We start from the raw sequence: 23,366 nt of genomic DNA, 5'->3' as shown, positions 1-23,366 counted from the left end.
CTTCCGGTGGCGCCTCGGCGTCGGTGTGCCGGTGTGACTGCCCGTCGAATCGCTGCTCCAGAAGCACTCACAAGGCGTGAGCTGCCGGCTCACGTGTCCTTCCGCGAATCACTGGGTAAGGATATAAGTCACTCATCGTCACATAACGGTCGGTGGCCCCAATTGCTCGTTGCCGCATCCAAGTTCGGCAGGAAGAATTGAGGTCCGCTCCCCGCACGGCTCGCCCGTAGTCCGGTAGGGCTCTGCTGCGGCGTGCGCTCCCCCGAATCCGACCCGCCCGCAGTGTGGGCCGTAGCCGAAGGGAGGATCGTGACCTTCGGATTCGCTCCGTCCTCGGCGGCATCGTTGTCGACGTCCACGTCCGCCACCTCCGCCACCCGCTTGCTCGAGCCCGCCGAATGGGCAGCGGCCGGCATCCCGCTGCTGCGCAACCCGCGGGAAGTCGTCAGCGGACTGCACTCGCGGCACCGGCCACGGCCGGCCACCGCGATCGTGGCCGTACTCGACCCGGAGGAACGGGTGCGGGCCAGCGCCTCGTTCACCCGGCGCCAGGCATCGGCCGACGGCTGGATGTTCCGCAACGCCCTGCTCGCCCAGCTGCGCCGGGTCATCCCGCACGACCTGCGGCTGCGCACGCCCGTGCGCACCGCCGTGCTGCTCTACTGCCGGGACGGCGACGCACGCTGGACGGAGGAGGACGGGGCGTGGATGTGGGGTCTGCGAGATGCCTGCACGTTGCACGGGCTGCGCTGTGGGGCGTACATCACTCTCACCCGGGACGGCTGGCAGGTCCTCGGCGAGGGTCGCGGAGGCCGTCGGCCCCACGCGGATTCGACTCCGGAACCCTTCGCCCTGTCCGAGGCCCCACCGCCGCTGCCCCGGACCGGCGGCGCCGCCTCGGAGGTACTGCGTCGCGCGGCTGCCCGCTGAGAGCGGCCTGTCGGCCAAGGACCCGCAATAGAAGTCGGCCCCCGAGGGGCGCAAACCTCCCGGGGGCCGACATTCATCGTCACGCGCCGGGACCTGGGCCGTCCGGCACGCGCAACGTCGTACCGCACGGGCACACCACAGAGGCGCCGCAACAGCGACGCCTCCGTGACCCCGGCGCCTACCGGCCTACCGGAGCCGGCTCAGACGCCCGCGCCCAACGCCGCGTTGATCTGCTGCGGGTCGCCACAGACGATCAGCAGGCCGGCGGCCCTGGCGCGGGCCAGCGGCAGAACGGTGGCGGCCACGGTGTCGGGTCCGCCGTTGACGGCGACCACGACGACGGGACGCACGCCCGCCCGGTCCACCACTGCGGCATCGGCGTAGAAGACGTCGTCTCCCGCGTCATGCTGCGCCCAGTAGGGCGCCTCGCCGAAGGACAGTTCATGGGTGGCCCAGGGGTGCTGCTCGCCGGTGGTGACCACCAGCACGTCCCCCGGAGTACGGCCCGAGTCCAGGAGGAGGTCCACGGCCTCCTCGGCGGCGTCCAGCGCGCCCTCGGCCGAGGCCGGGATCAACTGGACCTGGGGAGTCACCGAAGCGGACGCCGCGACGGCAGGGGCGGCCGGGGCCGACGGCCCGGGCTTGGCGGCCACGTCACGCGGCGCGCGTTGCGCCGGTGGCGTGGGCCGGACGGGTCCGGGACGACCGGGACGCGACGGAGCCGCGGGACGGGGTCCGGGTACAGGTCGAGGGGTCGGCGCTGTGCGGCCGCTGGCCGGAGTGGCGCGGGGACCCTGGGCACTCTCGTGAATCTGAGGCTCCTGGGGAATGAGAGGCATGAGCTGTTATCTATCAAACGTTGGTACGACAAGCGCCAGCGGGTGGCACATCAGTGCGACCGGAATCGTCAGAAGTCGAAGCCAAGTTGACCTTCGACTCCTGGAACGCTCCCGCTCGCCCAGGTACGGGCCTTCTTGAGGTGCCGCCACTGGGGCAGCGCATCAAGATACGCCCACGACAACCGGTGGAACGGAGTGGGTCCCCGCTCCTCCAACGCGGCCTTGTGCACGGGTGACGGATACCCGGCATTGTCCGCAAAACCGAAGTCTGCATGGTCGATACCCAGTTCGGCCATCATTTTGTCGCGCTGGACCTTGGCGATCACCGAGGCCGCCGCGACCGCCACGCAGGACTGGTCGCCCTTGATCACCGTGCGGACCCTCCACGGCGCGCCGAGGTAGTCGTGCTTCCCGTCGAGGATCACCGCGTCCGGGCGGACGGGGAGGGCCTCCAGGGCCCGCCCGGCGGCGAGCCGGAGCGCGGCGGTCATCCCCAGGTCGTCGATCTCCTCCGGGGAGGCGTGCCCCAGAGCGTGCGACGTCACCCACTTCAGCAGCTCCTGGGAAAGCTCATTACGCCGCTTGACGGTGAGCAGCTTGGAATCGGTGAGACCTACGGGGGGCCGACGGAGTCCGGTGACGGCCGCGCAGACGGTGACGGGCCCGGCCCAGGCACCGCGGCCCACCTCGTCGACACCGGCAATGACCTTCGCTCCGGTCGTGGCGCGGAGGGAGCGCTCGACGGTGTGAGTGGGTGGTTCGTACGGCATGGCGTCCTTAGATTACGCCGCCGGGATCCCGTCGCGACACCCCGGTCGGCGCCGGCCCCTCGCCGACCGATCACAACGGCGCCGAATCCGCGCTCAGGGCATGTCCGGCCGCAGCAGCGGCAGCATGAGCCGGTCGATCATCTCATCGAGTTCGCGATCATTCCATTCGCACCCGCACATCTTCGACCGATACATCATCATGGCCGGAATGGCATCGAAGACATAGCCATTCGCCGCGTCGGACCGCACCTCACCTCGCTCGATTCCGCGGGTGACTACCTCGTGCAGCAGTTTCACGGTCGGCTCCACCACCCCCTCGATGATCAAGGTATGGAAGCGTTCCGCCTGGATCGGATCGCATTCGTGAATGATCGAACGCAAGGCGAAACCGGGACGGGAAAACATCGCGTCACGGGCGTCACGGCACAGCGCCATCAGATCCTCACGCACGCTGCCCAGATCGGGTACGGCATCCAGCCGGGGCAATCCGGCCCGCAGGGCGTCCGCGACAAGGGCCTCCTTGGAGGGCCAGCGGCGGTAGACGGCGGCCTTGCCGGTCTGAGCGCCGGACGCCACTCCCTCCATGGTGAGGCCGTTCCAGCCGACGGTGCCCAACTGCTCCAGCGTGGCATCGAGAATCGCACGTTCGAGCACGGCGCCGCGCCGGCGGGGAGAGGACGCCCGAGCGGGGGCGGCCGTCCAGCGCGAAGTAACCATCCGAGTATCTCCAGCGAGCAGAGGAAGCGGGGATCAGGGGGTGGAGCGAGGCTCTGCGCGACCGCGACGGGGGACACGCCGCGAGGCGACGCCGCGAGTGAACGCTTGCGTTCACTATGAAGAACTCACTACCGTTGACGGGCCAGTGAACGCCATCGTTCACTAATGCTCTTGTGGGGGACTCATAGTGACAACCTCTCAGCTGACTCAGAACCAGAAACCCGGGGCGGCCCGTCGGGAGGGACACCCCGGCATCGCACTCACCGTGATCGCGGCCTGCCAACTCATGGTGGTACTCGACGCGACGATTGTGAACATCGCGCTCCCGCACATTCAAGACTCGCTCAATTTCAGCACCACCGATCTCACCTGGGTGGTCAGCGCCTACACGCTCACCTTCGGCGGCCTGCTGCTGCTCGGTGCCAGAGCGGGTGACATCCTCGGCCGGCGACGAGTGTTCATGGCCGGCATCCTTCTCTTCACCTTCGCCTCGCTCCTGGGCGGACTGGCGCAGGAACCCTGGCAGTTGCTCGCCGCACGCGCCCTCCAGGGCGTGGGAGGCGCCATCGCGTCGCCCACCTCGCTGGCGCTCATCACCACCACGTTCCCTGAAGGGCCGGAGCGGAACCGGGCCTTCGGCGTCTTCGCCGCGGTCTCCGCGGGCGGCGGCGCCATCGGCCTGCTCGCGGGCGGCATGCTCACCGAGTGGCTCGACTGGCGCTGGGTGCTGTTCGTCAACGTGCCCATCGGGGTGCTCATCGCCTTCGTCACGCCGCTCTACATCAGCGAGTCCGAACGCCACCCCGGACGCTTCGACATAGCCGGAGCGCTGACCTCGACGCTCGGCATGGCCTCCTTGGTCTACGCGTTCATCCGCGCGGCGGAGGAAGGCTGGCGGGACGGTCTGACCGTCAGCGCCTTCGCGGTCGCCCTGGTCCTGCTGGTCGCCTTCGTGTTCACGGAGGCGCGGGCCAAGGAGCCGATCACTCCGCTGAAGATGTTCGCCGACCGCAACCGCTCCGGTACGTACGTGATCATGCTGAGCCTCGCTGCGGCCATGTTCGGCATGTTCTTCTACATCGTGCTCTTCGTGCAGAACGTGCTGGGCTACAGCCCGATCAAGGCGGGTCTCGCCTTCCTCCCCGTCACGGTCGCCATCGCTGCGGGCGCGGGTCTGTCGCAGCGCTTCCTGCCCGCCGTCGGCCCCAAGCCCTTCATGCTCGTCGGTTCCGCGCTGGTGGCGCTCGGCCTCACCTGGCAGGCCTTCATCAGTCCCGACAGCTCCTACGTCGGCGGGGTGCTCGGACCGATGGTGGTCTTCGGCTTCGGCATGGGACTGAACTTCGTGACGGTGACGGTCACCGCCGTCTCGGGTGTCGCCCCGCACGAAGCGGGCGCCGCGTCCGGTCTGCTCAACGCCACACAACAGGTGGGAGGTTCGCTCGGCCTGTCGATCCTGACGACCGTCTTCGGCACGGCCAGCAAGGACGAGGCGGAGAAACAACTGCCGAAGTTCCTCACGGAGGGAACCCCCGAACAGAAGGCCGAGTTCGCCAAGACGCACCAGTTGCCCGCTCCCTGGGGGCACGAGGTACTCGCGCACGGCATCTCGACGGCCTTCGTCCCGGCCGCAGCAATGGCCGCACTCGCTCTGGTGACGGCCTGGTTCGTCATCCGTATCCAGAAGAGCGACCTGGAGGCGCTGTCCGGCACGGCGGGCCCCACGGCCGGCTGACGGGACGGCGCCGCCGACCGACCCGGGAGCGTCACCGCCTGTCATGCCGAAGGCGCGTCCACCGCTTCCGGGTCGGCCCGCGCGGCCTCTCGGTACCGACACCAACATGATCGCCAACAGGTCGAACCGCACGCGCACCCCCTATGTCGTCCCACGGTCACCCGCCCACCTGCACGCACAGGTCGCGCAGCGGATGTCCGAGGAACGCGCGGGCCGTCACACAGAGTTCCCGCCGGACACCGAGAGTTCGCAACGGCTGCCGCTCCGCCCCGTTCGGCGTGACCACGCCAGACCTACGGTGAGGCGTTCAGCCGTCAAAAACGTCAGGCGTCGCTTTCAGGCTTCGGGCATCACGTGGCGCGCGGGCATCCACCCCGGCAGCGCCTCCACCTGCCGCGCCCACTCCTCCGGAGGAGCCCCCGCCTTCCCGGACGCGAGAATTCCGCCGACGATGGCGCACGTCGTGTCCACATCGCCGCCGACCTGCGCGGTCGTCCAGAACGCCGCCTCGTAGTCACCGAGGGCGCGTGCCGCCGACCAGACCGCGAAGGGGACGGTGTCGTGGGCAGACGTCCGCCTCCCGCAGCCCAGCACTGCCGCGACGGTGGCCGCGTCGGCGTAGTCGAGCATGTCCCTGGCGCGCCGCAGACCGGCGCCGACGGCGCTCTTCGGGACGAGTGCGACGACGCCGTCCAGGAGCGCCTCGGCGCTGGGCGGCCCTCCGGGGGCGCCGACCAGCGCGGCGGCCGCGGCGACGGCCATGGCCCCGACCACGGCCTCCCGGTGCTGATGCGTGGGGTAGGCGGAGATCTCGGCCTGATGGGTCGCCTGCTCGGGATCGTCCGCGTACCAGGCCCCCAGCGGGGCGACGCGCATCGCGGCGCCGTTGCCCCAGGACCCCTGCCCGTTGAACAGGGCGGCCGACAGCTCACGCCAGTCGGCACCCTCCCTGACCAGCCTCAGCAGCCGGTTGACGGCGGGACCGTACCCGCGGTCGAAGTCGTGGTGCCGCGCGAAGAACTGGGCCAGTGCGTCCTGGTCGATGCGGTGGTGGGCGGCCAGGACGGCCACGACGGAGCAGGCCATCTCCGTGTCGTCGGTCCACTGCCAGGGGCCGGGCGGCAGCTCGCGGCGCTGGAGCAACGGATAGTTCACCGGCACGAAGAACTGTGAGCCCAGCGCGTCACCCACGGCGAGGCCGCGCAGGCTGGCCAGCGCGCGCCCCAGGCGCCGGTCGGGAGAGGAGTCAGCGGTCATCGCTCTGCCACTCTATCCCGGTGATCCCGTACGGTTCCGGATCTCGCCAGCGGTTGAAGGGCCGGTCGAGCGCGTATTTGTCGTCGTCCCCGAGAACGAGCATCCGCATCTCGGCGTTCCCCGGATTCGCGAGGGACTCGAATTCCGCGACCGTCCAGTGGAACCAGCGCATGCAGAACAGCCGCATCGCGAGGCCATGGGTCACGATGAGCACGTTCGGCGGGTGGTCGGGAGCCTCGAAGCTGCGGAAGAGGCTCTCCAGGAACCCGCCGACCCGGTCGTAGACGTCGGCGCCGCTCTCGCCCTGGGCGAAACGGTAGAAGAAGTGCCCGTAGGCGTCCCGGTAGGTCTTCTGCAACCGAACGTCGTCGCGGTCCTGCCAGTTTCCCCAGTCCTGCTCGCGCAGCCGGGGCTCTTCACGTACCCGTATGAGCTCGGGGTCCAGGTGGAAGGCCCGGAGCGTCTCATGCGTACGCCGGTAGGGGGAGACGTACACGCTGACCCGCTCGCGGCCGAACACCTCCCGCAGGGTCTTTCCCGTCTCCTCGGCCTGCTGCCATCCCCGGTCGGTCAGGGCCAGTGCATGGTCGGGTTCACGCTCGTAGACGGTGTCATCAACATTGCCCGTTGACTCCCCGTGCCGGACAAGGACGATGCGCCGTGGTCGTGCCATGCCAAAACCCTAGATCGGGTGACGGCCGACTGAGCACTCGTACGGCCTTCATACAGCGTAGGTCACACAAATCCCGCAACAGAAAGCGCATACAACACGCGATCGACGCATCCGGCAGTGAGTCCGTTTTTCAAACCGTCCAGGTCGACTCGAGTTCGACGATGTCACCGGTGAGGGCGGATATGTCCGCTTCCGTCTGGGCGCGCAGCGCGAGCCGCTCCACGCGTTCGGTCCGGTACTTTCCGTGTTCGGCCTCCGAGCGCCACATCGAGAGCACCATGAACTCGTGCCCGGGCGCCTCGGCGAACAGCCCCCGGATCATGCCGGGCGAGCCGGCCATGGCGGGGTTCCACACCTTCTCCTGCATGAGGGTGAAGTGCTCGGCGCGTTCCTCGTGGACCCGGCACAGGGCCACCCGCAGCAGGTCGGAGTCGGTGAAGCGGGGCTCGAAGCCCGTCTTCACGTCGAAGCGGTAGTCGAACAGCCGCACCTGGGCGTCCTTGAAAGTGCCCGACTGAGCCGCCGCCAGCCGGTCATGGGAACGCGCCATGAAGGAGTCGTAGAAGGCACGGCTCTCCCAGAACGCGAAGACATGCGCAACGGAGGGCCGCCCCCTGCTCCAGCCCCCGCCCTGCCCCCGGAACCCCGGCTCCCCCAGAAGCCCCGCCCACTTTCGCTGTCCCCGTTCGAAACCGCGGCGGTCCACCACGGTGCAGCGAATCCACTTGACCAGCACCGCGCCATCGTAAGGCCAGTGGGCGTGGCGTTGGTCACGCTCGTTCACAGAGCGACGCTGCGATGGCCCACGCGCGCGTGGCAGGATGGACAACCGGCCCTGAGAGTCGGCGGGTTCGGGGCGATGTCAGACGGGGAAACGGGGAGGGGAATTCCGGTGAGCGGCCTCAACAAGGGAATCCGCAAAGTCGAGATGGCGCTGAAGTGGGACCCGAGTCCGACGGGTCAGCCACCCACCGACCTGGACATCGTGGCCGCGACCTACCTGGAGAGCGATCCGCATGGTGCCCCTGCCTATGTGGTGCACTTCGACAGTCGCTCCCCCGACGGAACGATCTACCTCAACCGGGACAGCAAGGACGGCAAGGGCTTCGGCTGGGACGAGGTGATGACGCTGGAGCTCGACCGCCTGGACGCGCGGTACGCGCGCGTGGTCGTCGGTGTCGTCATCCAGCAGAACCCGGAGCACAGGACGTTCGTCGGTGTGCTCAACCCCGCCTTCCGGATAAGGGAGGGCTACACCGTCCTGGACGAGGACGACTTCGCCGGCGTCCTCGGTGCGACCGCGGCGACGGTCGGGGAGTTCCTGCGCGAGTCGTCCGACGGATGGTCGTTCCACTCCGGCGTCCAGGGCTTCGAGGACGACCCGGCGACGTTCACCAGGACCATGGGCCAGGTGCGCCACTCCTGAAGGCACGGAGGCACCACCGACGCCTCGCGGACGGTGGAACCTCCGGAAAACACCGAGGGCGGTGGAGCCGAGAACCGGCTCCACCGCCCTTTGTCAGATCATCGCGACCTGACCGGCACAGCGGGGATCAGCTGCAACCGCTGGTCGAACCGCAGCCCTCGCAGATGTAGCAGGAGCCGGCCCGCTGCATCTTCGTACCGCAGGAGAAGCACAGCGGGGCGTCGGCCTGGATGCCCAGCTGCATCTCCACCAGCTCGGCACTGGTGTGGGCCTGCTTCGGGGCGGGCTCGGCCACCTCGACCTCGGCCTTGGGAGTGGCGACGGCCTTCAGGTCCGTCTGACGCGGAGCGGACTGCGCGAGCCCCTCGACGTCCACGTTCTCCTCCTCGAAGGTCGGCTCGTACGAACCGGTCTCCAGGTGGCGCTGACGCTCCTCGGCGGAGTGGATGCCGAGCGCGGAACGCGTCTCGAAGGGCAGGAAGTCGAGCGCCAGGCGGCGGAAGATGTAGTCGACGATCGACTGCGCCATCCGCACGTCCGGGTCGTCGGTCATGCCGGCCGGCTCGAAGCGCATGTTGGTGAACTTCGAGACGTACGTCTCCAGCGGCACGCCGTACTGGAGGCCGACGGAGACCGCGATGGAGAAGGCGTCCATCATCCCGGCGAGGGTCGAACCCTGCTTGGACATCTTCAGGAAGACCTCGCCGAGACCGTCGTCCGGGTAGGAGTTGGCGGTCATGTAACCCTCGGCGCCACCGACCGTGAAGGAGGTCGTGATGCCGGGCCGGCCCTTGGGAAGACGCTTGCGGACCGGGCGGTACTCGATGACCTTCTCGACCGCGGTGCGGATCGTCTCCTCGGCCTTCTCGGTGACCTCGGTCTTCTCCTTCTCCTTGGTCTTCGCGGAGAGGGGCTGGCCGACCTTGCAGTTGTCGCGGTAGATCGCGAGCGCCTTGACGCCGAGCTTCCAGGCCTCGAAGTAGATCTCCTCGACCTCCTCGACGGTCGCCGTCTCCGGCATGTTGACCGTCTTGGAGATGGCACCGGAGATCCAGGGCTGGATCGCGGCCATCATGCGGACGTGGCCCATCGGGGAGATGGCGCGCTCGCCCATGGCGCAGTCGAACACCTCGTAGTGCTCCGGCTTGAGGCTGGGGGCGTCGATCACGTTGCCGTTGTCGGCGATGTGGGCGACGATCGCCTCGATCTGCTCCTCCTGGTAACCCAGGCGGCGCAGGGCCTGCGGAACGGTGCCGTTGACGATCTGCATCGAGCCGCCGCCGACCAGCTTCTTGAACTTGACCAGGGCGAGGTCGGGCTCGACGCCGGTGGTGTCGCAGGACATCGCCAGACCGATGGTGCCGGTCGGGGCGAGCACGGACGCCTGGGAGTTACGGAAACCGTTCTTCTCACCGAGCCGCAGCACGTCCTGCCAGGCCTCCGTGGCGGCGGCCCAGACCGGGGAGTCCAGGTCGTCCATGCGGACGGCCGTCCCGTTGGCGTCGGAGTGCTGCTTCATGACGCGGTTGTGGGCGTCGGCGTTACGGGCGTAGCCGTCGTACGTGCCGACGACCGAGGCCAGTTCGGCGGAGCGGCGGTAGGCCGTGCCCGTCATCAGGGAGGTGATGGCGCCGGCCAGCGAGCGGCCGCCGTCGGAGTCGTAGGCGTGGCCGGTGGCCATCAGCAGGGCGCCGAGGTTGGCGTAGCCGATGCCGAGCTGGCGGAACGCGCGCGTGTTCTCGCCGATCTTCTGGGTCGGGAAGTCCGCGAAGCAGATGGAGATGTCCATCGCGGTGATGACGAGCTCGACGACCTTCTGGAAGCGGTCGGCCTCGAAGGACTGGTTGCCCTTGCTGTCGTCCTTGAGGAACTTCATCAGGTTCAGCGAGGCGAGGTTGCAGGACGTGTTGTCCAGGTGCATGTACTCGCTGCACGGGTTCGACGCGGTGATCCGGCCGGACTCGGGGCAGGTGTGCCAGTTGTTGATCACACCGTCGTACTGGATGCCCGGGTCGGCACAGGCCCACGCGGCCTCGGCGAGCTTGCGGAACAGCGCCTTGGCGTCGACCTTCTCGATGATCTCGCCGGTCATGCGGGCGCGGAGGCCGAACTCGGTGCCGTTCTCGACGGCCGTCATGAACTCGTCGTTCACGCGGACGCTGTTGTTGGCGTTCTGGTACTGGACGGACGTGATGTCGTCGCCGCCCAGGTCCATGTCGAAGCCCGCGTCGCGCAGGGCGCGGATCTTCTCCTCTTCCTTCACCTTGGTGGCGATGAAGTCCTCGACGTCCGGGTGGTCCACGTCGAGAACGACCATCTTGGCCGCGCGACGGGTGGCGCCACCGGACTTGATGGTGCCGGCGGAGGCGTCGGCACCACGCATGAAGGAGACCGGGCCGGAGGCGTTGCCGCCGGAGGAGAGGAGCTCCTTGGAGGAGCGGATGCGGGAGAGGTTCAGGCCGGCGCCGGAGCCGCCCTTGAAGATCATGCCCTCTTCCTTGTACCAGTCGAGGATCGACTCCATGGAGTCGTCGACGGCCAGGATGAAGCAGGCGGAGACCTGCTGGGGCTGCGGGGTACCGACGTTGAACCAGACGGGGCTGTTGAAGCTGAAGATCTGGTGCAGGAGGGCGTACGCCAGCTCGTGCTCGAAGATCTCGGCGTCGGCGGGCGAGGTGAAGTACTTGTGGTCCTCACCGGCCTTCCGGTACGTCTTCACGATGCGGTCGATCAGCTGCCTGAGGCCGGTCTCGCGCTGCGGGGTGCCGACGGCACCCCGGAAGTACTTGCTGGTGACGATGTTGACCGCGTTCACCGACCAGAAGTCGGGGAACTCGACGCCACGCTGCTCGAAATTGACCGAGCCGTCGCGCCAGTTGGTCATGACGACGTCACGACGCTCCCAGGCCACCTCGTCGTAAGGGTGCACGCCGGGGGTCGTGTGGATGCGCTCGATGCGCAGGCCCTTGGTGGTCTTGGTGCCCTTGGCTCGGGAACCTCGTGCCGGACCGCTCGCCGTCTCTGTCATGCCGCCTCCCTCTACGGGCGAAAACGCCCTAAAATGCCACGTTTGTTCCCGTGACACGGTGTTCTGTCTTGTGCTGTGGGCCCCACGCGCTATCGCCCACAGCAGGTCTTGGTCCGCCGCCGCCCGGCCGTCCCCGGACTCGAAACCCCGGTTCCGGTCCTCCGGTCAGTCGGCGGCGTGGGCGGGCTCGGGGACCTGCACGGTCCCTCCGGACCCGCCTTCGTCTTCCCGGCTCCCCACGACAGCCCCTGCATCGCCCTCGCGGTCGTCGTCGTCCGCGGCGGGGCGTGCCGTCTGGTTCCTGAGTTCCGCGATGGCGGCCTCGAAGTCCTCGAGCGAGTCGAACGCCCGGTAGACGGAGGCGAATCGCAGATAGGCGACGAGGTCGAGCTCCTGCAACGGGCCGAGTATGGCCAGCCCCACGTCATGGGTGGTCAACTCGGCACTTCCGGTGGCCCGTACCGCCTCCTCGACCCGCTGGCCGAGCTGAGCCAGGGCATCCTCGGTGACAGGCCGCCCCTGACATGCCTTGCGCACGCCGTTGATGACCTTGATACGGCTGAAGGGCTCGGTGACTCCGGACCGCTTCACCACCATGAGCGAGCACGTCTCCACGGTCGTGAAACGACGGGAGCAGTCAGGGCACTGGCGGCGCCTGCGGATCGACGTGCCGTCATCCGTCGTACGGCTGTCGACGACACGGCTGTCGGGGTGCCTACAGAAGGGGCAGTGCATGAACTCCAACCCTCCTCACAGCAGACTCAATGGCCTCGCCGGACCTCTCGGGCCCCTCGAAGCAGCCCCAAGCATAGGGGATCCATGAGCATCCGAAGACACCGGGGACCACAACTTCTGGGCCGCTGGTGCAATCCAACCACTACATATGGGGGCTTGGCCCATACACCCAGGCCGTATCGCGTGTCGCGTCCGGCGACCTCACCGCTCGCGATTCCGCCGTCACACGCAGCACCCGAAAACCACCCGTGCACGCGCGCGTGCACCCGTATCGGCGCGCCGGATACGGCGATACCGTGGGCGTCGCAGGGAGGAGAGGTGGGACTCTCGCGCAGAGCGGGGCCAATTCCCGGCCCGCGGGGCGTTGGATGGCAGACTGAGGCCACACCTCACAAGGTCATCCGTCTCGGCGGTGAAGAGTACAACAATGAGCCCTTTTGTCCGCCGGGCGGCACGTTAGCCATACACCCAGACACGTGATCAAGTCAGGCTATCCACGCTTTTTCACTCGAACGTGTGTTTGGCGCAACCTTTCGAAAGCAACTACCGTTGTCCAGCAGGGAGACAATCGAGAGGGGCCGACGTGACCACCACCGCAGACAGTGCCACCATCACTGCCCAGGACCGCTCCCAGGGCCGACTCGAGCCGGTGCATGCGATGAACGAAGCCACGAATCCCGAGGGACACAAGCGCTCTCTGCCTGGGCGACCTCCAGGCATCCGCGCCGACAGCTCGGGACTCACCGACCGGCAGCGCCGAGTGATCGAGGTCATCAGGGACTCCGTACAGCGGCGCGGCTACCCGCCGTCCATGCGGGAGATCGGTCAGGCGGTCGGCCTGTCCAGCACGTCCTCGGTGGCCCACCAGCTGATGGCACTGGAGCGGAAGGGCTTCCTGCGCCGCGACCCGCACCGGCCGCGCGCCTACGAGGTGCGGGGCTCCGACCAGGCCAGCTCCGTGCAGCCCACGGACACCGCCGGCAAGCCCGCCGCGTCGTACGTCCCGCTGGTCGGCCGCATCGCCGCCGGTGGCCCGATCCTCGCCGAGGAGTCGGTCGAGGACGTCTTCCCTCTCCCGAGGCAGCTGGTCGGTGACGGTGAGCTGTTCGTCCTGAAGGTCGTCGGTGACTCGATGATCGAGGCCGCGATCTGCGACGGCGACTGGGTCACCGTCCGCCGCCAGCCCGTCGCCGAGAACGGCGACATCGTGGCGGCGATGCTGGACGGCGAGGCCACCGTCAAGCGTTTCAAGCGCGAGGACGGCCATGTGTGGCTCCTCCCGCACAACGCGGCCTACGAGCCGATCCAGGGCGACGACGCGACCATCCTCGGCAAGGTGGTGGCCGTACTCCGCCGCGTCTGAGTACGGCGGTGGACGGGGCGCCTCCGTCCACCCCCTGAAACTGGGCCCCGGGATCCCTGCGCCGGTTCCGGGGCCCTGTGCTGTGCCCGATCAACGATGAAGGAGGGGCCGTCCCGGAAGCGGGACGGCCCCTCCTTCACTGTGCCTCCGCCTGCTTGGCCACCGCGTCGATCGCCGCGAGCGACTTACGGACCTGATTGCGGTCCGTGGTGTACCAGAAGTCCGGCAGCGACGCCTTCAGATAGCTCCCGTAGCGGGCCGTCGCCAGCCGCTGGTCCAGTACGGCGACCACACCACGGTCCCCCGACGCCCGTACGAGCCGGCCCGCACCCTGGGCCATCAGCAGCGCCGCATGGGTGGCTGCGACGGCCATGAAGCCGTTGCCGCCCGCGTCCTCCACCGCTTTCTGGCGGGCGCTCATCAGGGGGTCGTCCGGGCGCGGGAACGGGATCTTGTCCATGACGACCAGCTGGCAGCTGGGACCGGGGACGTCGACGCCCTGCCAGAGCGACAGCGTGCCGAAGAGGCAGGTCTTCGGATCCGCCGCGAAATTCTTGATCAGCTCGCCGAGTGTCTCCTCGCCCTGGAGGAGGATCGGGAACTCGGGGACACGCGTGCGCAGTTCCTCGGCGGCGAGCTGCGCGGCCCGCATGGAGGAGAACAGGCCGAGCGTGCGTCCGCCGGCCGCCTGGATCAGCTCGGTCAGTTCGTCCAGCATGTCGCCGCGGTCGCCGTCCCGCGCGGGACGCGACAGGTGTTTGGCCACATAGAGGATGCCCTGCTTCGGGTAGTCGAAGGGCGACCCCACGTCGAGGCCCTTCCACTGCGGGACGTCCTCGCCCTCGGTGCCCTCCGGGGCCAGCCCCATCGAGGCACCCACACCGTTGAAGTCCCCGCCCAGTTTCAAGGTCGCCGAGGCCAGGGTCACGGAGCGGTCGGCGAAGAGCTTCTCCCGCAGCAGGCCCGACACGGACATGGGCGCGACACGTACGGAGGCGCCGAAACGGTCGTGCCGCTCGTACCAGACGACGTCGTACTCGGAGCCGTTGACGATCCGCTCCGCCACATCGTGCACGGACTCCACGGATGCCAGGGCCTGCTTGCGGACCGCGTCCTCGTCCTGGACTGACTTGTCGCGGGTCGCGCCGATGGCCGAGATGACGGTCCGCGCGGCGTCACGCAGTGCCATGAGGGCGTACCCGAGATCCTCCGGGATCTCCTCCAGACGGCCGGGCAGCGCCAGTTCCATGAGCCGCTCGAAGCCCTCGGCGGCGGTCTGAAGCTGGTCGGCGGCCTTTTCGTTGGCCAGCTTCACAGCCCGGCGCACGGCCCGGTTGACCTGGCCGGGAGTGAGCTCGCCGGTGGCCACACCGGTGACCCGCGAGACCAGCTCATGCGCCTCGTCGACGATCAGCACCTCGTGCTGCGGAAGGACCGGCGCACCCTCGATGGCGTCGATGGCGAGCAGCGCGTGGTTGGTGACGACGACCTCGGCGAGCTTGGCGCGCTCGCGGGCCATCTCCGCGAAGCACTCGGCACCGTAGGCGCATTTCGTGGCGCCCAGACACTCCCGGGAGGACACCGACACCTGTGCCCAGGCCCGGTCGGAGACACCGGGCGCGAGGTCGTCCCGGTCACCGGACTCGGTCTCGTCCGACCAGTCCCGCAGCCGGAGCAGGTCCTGGCCCAGCTTGCTGGTGGGTGCGGCCGCCTCGAACTGGTCGAAGAGGCCCTCCTCCTCGTCCTGCGGGACGCCTTCATGGAGTCGGTGCAGGCAGAGGTAGTTCGACCTGCCCTTGAGCATCGCGAACTCCGGGCGGCGGCGCAGCAGCGGGTGCAGCGCGTCGACCGTACGCGGCAGGTCCCGCTCCACGAGCTGGCGCTGGAGGGCCAGCGTGGCGGTCGCGACCACGACGCGTTCCCCGTGCGCGAGTGCGGGCACGAGGTAGCCGAGCGACTTACCGGTGCCGGTGCCGGCCTGGACCAGCAGATGGGAGCCGTCGTCGATCGCCTCGGCGACGGCTTCGGCCATGGTCACCTGGCCGGGGCGCTCCGTGCCGCCGACAGCGGTGACGGCAGCGTGCAGGAGTTCGGGGAGTGAGGGCTTCGTCATAGCGCGACCACCCTACGGCGAGGCACTGACAAACGTGTGGTCAAGGCGGGCGGAAGGGAACGGATCAAGACTGTGGGTTTCTCGGTGGGGGTGGGGAAGCCGGGCTTCGGCGGGGACGGGAACCGATTCGCCGCGAGGGGCGTTCCAGATGTGACGGCTCGATCACTCAGCGTCATGACGGATCACACGGGACCCGGTCCCGGACCATGAGGGCGGCCCGCTTGGTGGGCAGGTCGACCTCTGCGAGGAATTGGAATCCCGCGCCCAGGAAGGCGGCCATGGACGGAATGTTGCGAAGGTCGGGTTCGGCGACGACGCGGGCACAAGCGGGCCTCCTGTCGAGGACCAGGTCGGCGACGGCTCGGAGCAGACGGCTGCCAAGGCCTCGCCCGCGGTCGGCGCCACCACCGATGAGGAGGTGGATGCCGGTGTCCTGCGGTCGGGCGGGATAGTGGCACGCCAGCGGGTCGAGGTCCGCCCGGTAGATCTCCCAGTAGCTCATGGGCCGGCCCTCCAGCACCCCGAGGCAGGGGACGCTGCGCCCGTCGTCGGCGAGTTGGCGGCGCAGGTGTCGCGCCGTCGTGGATTCGGGTCCCGCCAGTTCCCAGAACGCCGCGACAACGGGGTCGTTCATCCACCGGCAGACGAGGGAGAGGTCTCTCTCGACCTGTACCGGGACCAGGCGGAACGCACCTGCCGGGGTGGCGGTAGGCCCCCATCCGCCGACGCCGTCGAGCAGGTCGGAGGCGGCGGTAAGGGTACGGCTGTCGGCGGCTGTCTCTGCGGGAGCCACGGCAGCTCCTCTCAGCAGGTCGGGTGGGACGTGTTCCTCGGAGAAGGGCAGGGGTCGGTGGCCGGTGAGGCGACGGCTCAGGAGTACAGGGGGTTGGCGATGGTGACGTAGACGGACTGGGTGTCCACGGGACCGACGAGTTCGTCGAGGCCGTGCAACCGGGTCAGCAGATTGGCCTTGCAGCGCAGGCGGGGCGAGTCGAGCAGTCGGGCCGGCAAGGAACCGCGCAGCCGGCGGGGGCCGGAGGCGGCGTCGCCGAGAAAGCGCCGGAAGGCGGCGAGCAGCAGTTGCTCGTCGGCGAGCCGCTGGGATCCGAACGCGCCGATGAGTCCGAGCACGTTGTTGATGCCCAGGTAGTAGGCGAAGCGCTCGTCGGTGACGTCGTCCGACACGAAGGTGTCGCTGCGTTCGCCGATGCCGGGCAGCCGGGCCTCGAGTTCCGCACGGCTGGACTCGCGGAAGTAGTAGCCCTGGTTGTCGCGGTAGCGGCCGCCGGTGGGCCAGCCGTCGGGATCCAGGAGGAGGAGCGTGTTCTGCTGATGCGCCTCCAGGGCGATCCCTGCCTCGCCGTCGAGCCACAGGACGGGGCGGACGACCTGCTCCAGGTAGCGCAGGAACCACTCGGCGGAGACAGCCGACAGCGGCCGGCCAGTCCGTACGGCGAGGTGTCTGACGATCGCGGTCAGCCGGGAGCGGTGGGCGGAAGCCGAGTCCGGTCGGGGTGCGACGAGACCGGCGATGCAGGAGACGTCGTCCGCCGGAGCGAACGGGTTGTGGCGGATCATCACGTCGAGGCCCGTCAGCGGGAGGCCGTCAGCACCGTCGACCGCGAGCCAGGCCGGATCCCGGACGATGTCGAAGTCCGGGTGAGCCGCCTGCCACTGCTTGGCCAGGCCCGCGCGGAGAAGGCGGTGCACTTCGACACCACGGTGGAGTTCTTTGCGGAGGTTCTCACGACGGGAGTTGGTGATGCGCAGACCCAGCGACAGTTTGAGCATCGCGGGGGCTCCGGACCGATGGACGGTGCGTACGGAGGAGGTCGGATGCCACAAGGGGCCATGGGTGCCCAGGTCCTGGAGGATTCCGGCGTCGAACAGTGCCTCGACCTCGGGACGGTGCCGCGCCTCGCGCAGTTGCCAGGGGTGCACCGGCAGGGCGGCGAACCCGGTCGGCAACGGCAGCCCGGCGCCGCCGAGCCGGGCCGTCAACCGGGCGGCTGGGACGGGACGGCCGCCTTCGGTCCAGGCGGAGTCTGTGGCGACCACGGAGGGATCGACAGCGAGCCAGCGAAGGGGGAAGGAGCCACGCGACTCCGGGGAGTAGAGGCGTGCTTCGCCGTCCGAGAGGCCTTCCCGGCTCTTCGGCGTCGGGTGCAGCGGATGCCCGAGCAGCAGTGCCTGTTCGGCGGTCAGGAACAGGTCGGGTCGGTCGACGGGGCGTTCCCGGCGCTCGCCGATGAACACCGCGGTACGGCGGACGGAGTCGGCGACGCGTGCGACGAGGTCGATGCCTTCGGCGCTGCTCATGGTCGTGTGCGCGGGACGGGGCGTCGGCTCGGCAGGGGTGGCGCGCTCCATCGCGAGTGCACCCGCGTGGGCCGCTGTCACGGCTTCGGCGGTTCCGTCGGACGGTCCACCGTCCCGGAGCGTCTCGCGGGCCAGCAGGGCCGCGATCATCACGGCGTCCGCGGGCGGGGACTGCTCGGGTGCGCCGGCCAGGCGCGGGAGGCCGAAGCGGTGCCAGCCGGTCGGGGACCAGTAGTGGACGGGGGCGAGCAAGGTGATGCCGCCGGCGGGTAGCGGCACGCGCAGGACGCCGTCATGGGGCGCGGGCAAGCCCGTCTCGCGCACCCAGCAGCGCAGCAGGTTCTCCACGGCAGCCGCGTTGGCCGCCGTATGCGGATCCGGGTGGTCCAGGAGATCGGCGGCGCGGCTCGGCGGTGCCACGTGGACGGCGTCCCCCTGTTGGTGGGGGACGGGGGAGGTGAGGGAGGTGGACTCGTGGGAGGAGGTGGTCAAGATCGTTCCTCGTGAAGTGATGGGGTCGGCCGCGAGCAGGCGGTGGCGCGGAGCTCGCGCGCCCGCGGGTCGCGTGGGCGTCGCACACCGATGGAGAGGTCGACACCGGTACCGCCGGCGTCCGCGATCACGGGCGTGCGGCGGCGATTGCCCGGGGCTACCCCGCCCACTCGGCATGGCCGCCCTGGCGCCGGTCCGGCCCGGACGGCAGGTTCGGCCGCTTCTGGCTCTGGTGCTGGCTCTGGTGCTCGGACTGGGTCTGGTGCTCGGACTGGGGCTCGGGCTGGTGTTCAAGCCGGGGCTGATGGTTCGGCTGATCGGGCACCCTCCGCACCGCACCGCGCATGTGGCTGCTGGACACCGCCGCCATCGCGTCCGCCAGTCGGTCGAGCACCGCGGCGACCTGCTCGTCGGTGATCGTCAAAGGCGGAAGCAGCCGTACGACGCTGGCGTGACGTCCGCCGAGTTCGACGATGAGGCCCCGCCGCAGGCACTCCCGTCGGACGGCGGCGGCCAGCGCGGGGGCGGCGGGGTAGGGGGTGTGCCGGGGAGCCGATGGCGTCGTCGGGCGGGGTGTGGAGTCACGGGCGTGGACGCCGTAGGCCGACGGGCCGGGCTCGCCACCGGCCTGCGCGACGACCTGCGGGGCGCCGATCGCGCCGGACCCGCTTTCCCCCTCGGGGTCCACCATCTCGACCCCGATCATCAGCCCGCGTCCCCGCACGTCTCCCATGCACGGGAAGTCCTGGGCGAGACGGCGGAGTTGGCCCAGCATGCGGCCTCCCAGGGTGGCCGCGCGTTCGGCGAGGCGATTCTCGCGGACGTAGGCGAGGGTGGCCGTACCGGCGGCCATGGCGAGCTGGTTGCCGCGAAACGTGCCCGCGTGGGCGCCGGGTTGCCAGACGTCGAGGGCGTCACGGTAGACGACGACGGCGAGCGGCAGACTGCCTCCGATGGCCTTGGACAGGACCATCACGTCGGGGACGACCCCGCTGTGCTCCACCGCCCAGAAGGCACCGGTCCGGCCCACGCCCGTCTGGACCTCGTCGGCGATCAGCGGGATCGAGCGCTCGGCCGTGATCTGCCGCATACGCCGCATCCACCCGTCCGGCGCGGGAATCACACCGCCCTCGCCCTGGACCGGTTCGAGGATCATCCCGGCGGGGTGCCGCACCCCCGACTTGGGATCGTCGAGGACGGACTCGGTCCAGCGGGCGGCGAGTTCGGCGCCGCGCTCGCCGCCGACACCGAAGGGACAGCGGTAGTCCTGGGGATAGGGCAGCCGCGCCACCCGCACGTCGAAGGCGCCCCCGGAGGCTTCGAGGGATCCGGCGGTCATCCCGTGGTACGCCCCGGTGAAGGCCAGGACACCGGTGCGGCCGGTGGCGGCCCGGACCAGCTTGAGGGCGGCCTCCACGGCGTCCGTGCCGGCCGGTCCGCAGAACTGCACGCGCGCGTGGTCGGCGAGACCGGGCGGCAGTGTCCGGAACAGTTCGGTGATGAAGGCGTCCTTGACCGGGGTGGCGAGGTCGAGGACGTGCAGGGGCGCCCCCGAGTCGAGGACCTTGCGGATGGCCTCCAGCACGACGGGATGGTTGTGGCCGAGCGCGAGGGTTCCGGCGCCCGAGAGACAGTCGAGGTAGCGGCGGCCGTCCGCGCCCTCGATGGTCAGCCCGCGCGCCCGGACCGGCACGATCGGCAGGGCACGCGCGTAGGTGCGCGCCGCGGACTCGCGAGCCGACTGACGCCGCAGGATCCCCTCGTGCGCGGGCCGGCCACCCGTCCGGTTCCCCGCGGCGGCCGTTCCGGCGGCGAATGCTCCCGCGACGGGAGATCCGGCGTCAGAGGCTCCGTCGGGGCGAGTTCCGGTGGTACGCCCCGAGGGGGCCTCCTCGGGTACTGGCTCGGTCACGGCCACGCCTCCCCCTGTCCTCCCGCCGGTCGAAGAGCGTGCACACACAGCAGCCCTCATCGCTATCAACACCGGACGGCCGTGCTGGTTACGGGTCGTTACGAGAATGACCGTGCCCCCGCCTACGCCGGAACGCCGCACGTCGCCCGCTGCGGTCCCGCGCCTGGCCGGTCCCGTCGGTGGTCTGTGGCGGAACAGTTGCCATTCGGTCGGGAGTCCCCCGCGGCGACCGCATATCGTGTGGTGGCATCACTCATGGCCGTGAGACCCGCTTGAACTCGGTGTGAGATCACCATGAGTTTCACTCGGCGGGGGCGGCCGGTACTTCAAGTTCGTTGACAGCAGGGGGAGTCAGATCATGCGATCCATACGGCCGTCGTTCACCGCTCGGCGGGGGAGGAACGCGCGCCGCAGAACCTCCCCCGTACTGGGCGCCGTGGCCCTCGCCTCGGTGCTCGCGCTCACCGCGACCGCCTGCGATTCGGGCGACACCGACGCGGACAACCAGGCCGGCGCGACGGCGTCGACCGGCAGCGACGGCAAGATCACGATCCCGGACGACATCAAGGACAGGCTCAAAGAGCACGGGATCGACCTCGACAAGTGGAAGAACGGCGCCTGGAAGAACTGGGACAAGGACGACTGGCTGCGTGAGGCGCAGGACTACGTCAACCCGATCATCGCGGGGCTGTGGGACCCGGACCGGATGCGGGAGGCCGAGGACCCGGACCGGAGCGTCGACGAGAACGACCTCTCCGGTGACCAGGGGGTGACCGACCCGACGCCGCAGGCGGTGGACGCGAAGGCCGTTTCGCCCTCGTACCACGAGAACGCCGCCGAGGCGGGCAAGGTGCTCTTCGACTCCCCCGAGGGCACGATGGTCTGCTCGGCGACGGTCGTCAAGGACCCCGCTCACCCCGGAAAGTCCAACCTGGTGTGGACGGCCGGCCACTGTGTGCACGCCGGCAAGGGCGGCGGCTGGTACCGCAACATCGCGTTCGTGCCGTCGTACAACGACTCGGGCATGTCGGCCAAGGAGTTGGAGACGGCCACCAAGGAGCAGGTTGCTCCCTACGGGGTCTGGTGGGGCGACTGGACGAAGACGTCCGACCAGTGGATCGCCCAGGGCGGGCAGACCGGCGGTGACGGCGCCTCGTACGACTACGCCGTCATCCATGTGACGCCGGAGGAGGGCGGCACGGGCAAGTCCCTGGAGGAGACGGTCGGTTCGGCGCTCCCGGTGAACTTCAACGCCCCGGCGGTGCCGAAGGTGAGCAGCATCACCGCGACCGGCTATCCGGCGGCGGCGCCGTACGACGGGCAGAAGCTCTACCAGTGCCAGGACAAGCCGGGGCGGTTCTCGCTGAGTTCCTCGGACCCGACGATGTACCGCATCGGCTGCACGATGACCGGCGGTTCGTCGGGCGGCGGTTGGGTCGCGGCGGGGTCGGACGGGAAACCCGCGCTGGTGTCCAACACCTCGATCGGCCCGGTGAACGCGGGTTGGCTCGCGGGGCCGCGGCTGGGTGACGTGGCCAAGGGTGTGTACGACTCGGTGAGCGACAAGTTCGCCGGTCAGTAGCTTGATCGGCGGTGGGACGCCTGACGGGAACCTTCACCGTCCCACCGCCGTTCGTCCCGAATTCCACGGGCATGATGGGGTGTTGCCTGTGGGCGAGCGTCGGGTCGACTCGGCGCTATGTCTGTCAGGCCCATGACACTTCAGGTCGGCTCGGACGTTCAACGATCCACACGCTTCACCTTCACAGGTTTCAACGGGGGATATCGCACCATGCGTTCCACACGTACGCCCGTCGCGCGCCCACACGGCCGACGGCGCACCCTGCTCGCGGCCGGGCTCGTCACCGCCCTGGCTCTGACGGTGACCGCGTGCAGCGGCTCCGACGACACCAAGGCCGACGCCACCGCCTCCGGGACGGCCGCCGGTGACGGCAAGGTCCAGGTCCCGGCCGACATCGCCGACAAGCTCGAGAAGCACGGCGTCGACGTCGACAAGTGGGCCGACGGCGGCTGGCAGGACTGGGACAAGGACAAGTGGCTGAGCGCGGCCAAGGACTTCGTCAATCCGGTGATCGAGGGGCTGTGGAAGCCCGAGCGGATGCAGTCCGCGAAGGAGGCGAACAAGACCGTCACCACGAAGGACGCCGCCGCCGACCAGGGCGTCAGCGACCCGGATCCGACGGCCGTGAAGGCGGAGGCCGAGAAGACGCCGTACCACGAGAACGCGGCCCCGGTCGGCAAGGTCTTCTTCGACTCGCCCGAGGGCACGATGGTCTGCTCCGGCACGGTCGTCAAGGACGTGAACCACCCGGGCAAGTCCAACCTCGTGTGGACGGCCGGGCACTGTGTGCACGCCGGGGGCGACGGTGGCTGGTACCGCAACCTCGTCTTCGTCCCGGCCTACAACGACCTCGGCAAGACGGAGGCCCAGCTCGGTGACGCCACGTCGTCGGAGATCGCCCCCTACGGCAACTGGTGGGCCGACTGGGCGTCGACGTCGAACGAGTGGATCGCCGGCGGCTCGGACACGGGCGGCGCGGGAGCCGCGTACGACTACGCCGTGCTGCACGTGACACCGGAGCAGGGCTCCAAGTCGCTGGAGGAGACGGTCGGCGCGGCGCTGGACGTGGACTTCTCCGGGCCGTCCGCGACCGAGGTCGCCTCGATGGGCGCCTGGGGCTACCCGGCGGCACCGCCCTACAACGGGCTGAAGATGTTCAAGTGCCTCGACCGGCCCGGGCGGTTCTCACTCGACGCGTCGCTGCCGACGATGTACCGCATCGGCTGCACGATGACCGGCGGTTCGTCCGGCGGCGGCTGGTTCCGGGTGGTGGACGGCAGGACCGAGCTGGTCTCCAACACCTCGATCGGCCCGGCCGACAACAGCTGGCTGGCGGGGCCCCGGCTCGGCCAGGAGGCCGAGGCGCTCTACGAGAACATGAGCAAGACATACGGCGGTCAGTGAGCCGAGCACGCCGAAGGCCCGCCCCCTGCGTCGAGCAGGGGGCGGGCCTTCGGGCGTAGAGCGGGCCGCGA

At 69.4% G+C, this 23,366-nt stretch carries 18 protein-coding genes; 6 read left to right on the top strand and 12 right to left on the bottom strand.

The annotated features are described in order from the left end of the window. The first annotated feature begins 309 nt into the window (after positions 1-309). Positions 310-930, top strand: coding sequence for a hypothetical protein (locus tag G9272_RS33190; protein WP_171399927.1), 621 nt, complete (start codon positions 310-312; stop codon positions 928-930). 200 nt (positions 931-1,130) lie between these two features. Here G9272_RS33190 and G9272_RS33185 read toward each other — a convergent pair whose 3' ends face one another. The 3 genes from G9272_RS33185 to G9272_RS33175 form a co-directional block, all read right to left on the bottom strand. Continuing rightward, complete coding sequence (locus G9272_RS33185) at positions 1,131-1,769, bottom strand: hypothetical protein (protein WP_171399926.1); 639 nt, start codon at positions 1,767-1,769, stop codon at positions 1,131-1,133. A 68-nt stretch (positions 1,770-1,837) separates the two neighbouring features. Further along, complete coding sequence (locus tag G9272_RS33180; protein ID WP_171399925.1) at positions 1,838-2,539, bottom strand: ribonuclease HII; 702 nt, start codon at positions 2,537-2,539, stop codon at positions 1,838-1,840. A gap of 93 nt (positions 2,540-2,632) precedes the next feature. Beyond that, a complete protein-coding gene (locus G9272_RS33175) occupies positions 2,633-3,256 on the bottom strand; it encodes a TetR/AcrR family transcriptional regulator (RefSeq protein ID WP_171399924.1) in 624 nt (207 codons plus the stop codon). Between the two features lie 187 nt (positions 3,257-3,443). On the opposite strand from G9272_RS33175, the gene G9272_RS33170 reads away from it, so the two are divergent. Continuing rightward, positions 3,444-4,991, top strand: a complete 1,548-nt coding sequence (locus G9272_RS33170; protein WP_171399923.1) for an MFS transporter — start codon at positions 3,444-3,446, stop codon at positions 4,989-4,991. Positions 4,992-5,327: 336 nt separating this feature from the next. Here G9272_RS33170 and G9272_RS33165 read toward each other — a convergent pair whose 3' ends face one another. The 3 genes from G9272_RS33165 to G9272_RS33155 all read right to left on the bottom strand — a co-directional run bounded on the left by G9272_RS33165 (position 5,328) and on the right by G9272_RS33155 (position 7,657). Next, positions 5,328-6,248, bottom strand: coding sequence for an ADP-ribosylglycohydrolase family protein (locus tag G9272_RS33165; protein WP_171399922.1), 921 nt, complete (start codon positions 6,246-6,248; stop codon positions 5,328-5,330). Then, positions 6,238-6,921, bottom strand: a complete 684-nt coding sequence (locus tag G9272_RS33160; RefSeq protein ID WP_171399921.1) for a histidine phosphatase family protein — start codon at positions 6,919-6,921, stop codon at positions 6,238-6,240. The genes G9272_RS33165 and G9272_RS33160 overlap by 11 nt, the downstream gene beginning before the upstream one ends. 130 nt (positions 6,922-7,051) lie before the next feature. Then, positions 7,052-7,657: a YdbC family protein gene (locus tag G9272_RS33155; RefSeq protein WP_171399920.1), complete on the bottom strand. Its 606-nt coding sequence runs from the start codon at positions 7,655-7,657 to the stop codon at positions 7,052-7,054. Between the two features lie 156 nt (positions 7,658-7,813). Here G9272_RS33155 and G9272_RS33150 point away from each other — a divergent pair, with 156 nt between their 5' ends. Then, positions 7,814-8,347 (top strand): TerD family protein, encoded by a 534-nt coding sequence (locus tag G9272_RS33150; RefSeq protein ID WP_054243672.1) that lies wholly within the window; start codon positions 7,814-7,816, stop codon positions 8,345-8,347. A gap of 127 nt (positions 8,348-8,474) precedes the next feature. Here G9272_RS33150 and G9272_RS33145 read toward each other — a convergent pair whose 3' ends face one another. Both G9272_RS33145 and nrdR read right to left on the bottom strand, forming a co-directional pair. Further along, positions 8,475-11,375, bottom strand: a complete 2,901-nt coding sequence (locus G9272_RS33145) for a vitamin B12-dependent ribonucleotide reductase (RefSeq protein ID WP_171399919.1) — start codon at positions 11,373-11,375, stop codon at positions 8,475-8,477. A 165-nt stretch (positions 11,376-11,540) separates the two neighbouring features. Further along, positions 11,541-12,110, bottom strand: coding sequence for a transcriptional regulator NrdR (gene nrdR, locus G9272_RS33140; RefSeq protein WP_171399918.1), 570 nt, complete (start codon positions 12,108-12,110; stop codon positions 11,541-11,543). A 583-nt stretch (positions 12,111-12,693) separates the two neighbouring features. On the opposite strand from nrdR, the gene lexA reads away from it, so the two are divergent. Continuing rightward, positions 12,694-13,473, top strand: a complete 780-nt coding sequence (gene lexA, locus G9272_RS33135) for a transcriptional repressor LexA (protein ID WP_171399917.1) — start codon at positions 12,694-12,696, stop codon at positions 13,471-13,473. A 136-nt stretch (positions 13,474-13,609) separates the two neighbouring features. On the opposite strand, the gene G9272_RS33130 is transcribed toward lexA, so the two are convergent. From G9272_RS33130 to G9272_RS33115, 4 genes are all read right to left on the bottom strand, one after another. After that, positions 13,610-15,586: an ATP-dependent DNA helicase gene (locus tag G9272_RS33130; RefSeq protein ID WP_171399916.1), complete on the bottom strand. Its 1,977-nt coding sequence runs from the start codon at positions 15,584-15,586 to the stop codon at positions 13,610-13,612. Positions 15,587-15,758: 172 nt separating this feature from the next. After that, on the bottom strand, positions 15,759-16,397 hold the full coding sequence (locus G9272_RS33125) for a GNAT family N-acetyltransferase (protein WP_437184385.1): 639 nt from the start codon (positions 16,395-16,397) through the stop codon (positions 15,759-15,761). A gap of 59 nt (positions 16,398-16,456) precedes the next feature. Further along, a complete protein-coding gene (locus G9272_RS33120) occupies positions 16,457-18,397 on the bottom strand; it encodes an IucA/IucC family protein (protein WP_171399915.1) in 1,941 nt (646 codons plus the stop codon). Between the two features lie 157 nt (positions 18,398-18,554). Beyond that, a complete protein-coding gene (locus tag G9272_RS33115; RefSeq protein WP_253268015.1) occupies positions 18,555-20,315 on the bottom strand; it encodes a diaminobutyrate--2-oxoglutarate transaminase family protein in 1,761 nt (586 codons plus the stop codon). Between the two features lie 352 nt (positions 20,316-20,667). Here G9272_RS33115 and G9272_RS33110 point away from each other — a divergent pair, with 352 nt between their 5' ends. After that, positions 20,668-21,891, top strand: a complete 1,224-nt coding sequence (locus tag G9272_RS33110; RefSeq protein WP_171399914.1) for a trypsin-like serine peptidase — start codon at positions 20,668-20,670, stop codon at positions 21,889-21,891. A gap of 210 nt (positions 21,892-22,101) precedes the next feature. Then, the gene (locus tag G9272_RS33105; protein ID WP_171399913.1) at positions 22,102-23,295 is read left to right on the top strand and encodes a trypsin-like serine peptidase; all 1,194 of its coding nucleotides are present in this window, start codon (positions 22,102-22,104) and stop codon (positions 23,293-23,295) included. The last annotated feature ends 71 nt before the right edge of the window (positions 23,296-23,366 follow it).

It is taken from the genome of Streptomyces asoensis (genome assembly GCF_013085465.1).
Lineage (GTDB): Bacteria > Actinomycetota > Actinomycetes > Streptomycetales > Streptomycetaceae > Streptomyces > Streptomyces cacaoi_A.
The sequence above is the reverse complement of the archived record's forward strand: the minus strand, read 5'-3'. Positions and strand labels throughout refer to the sequence as shown.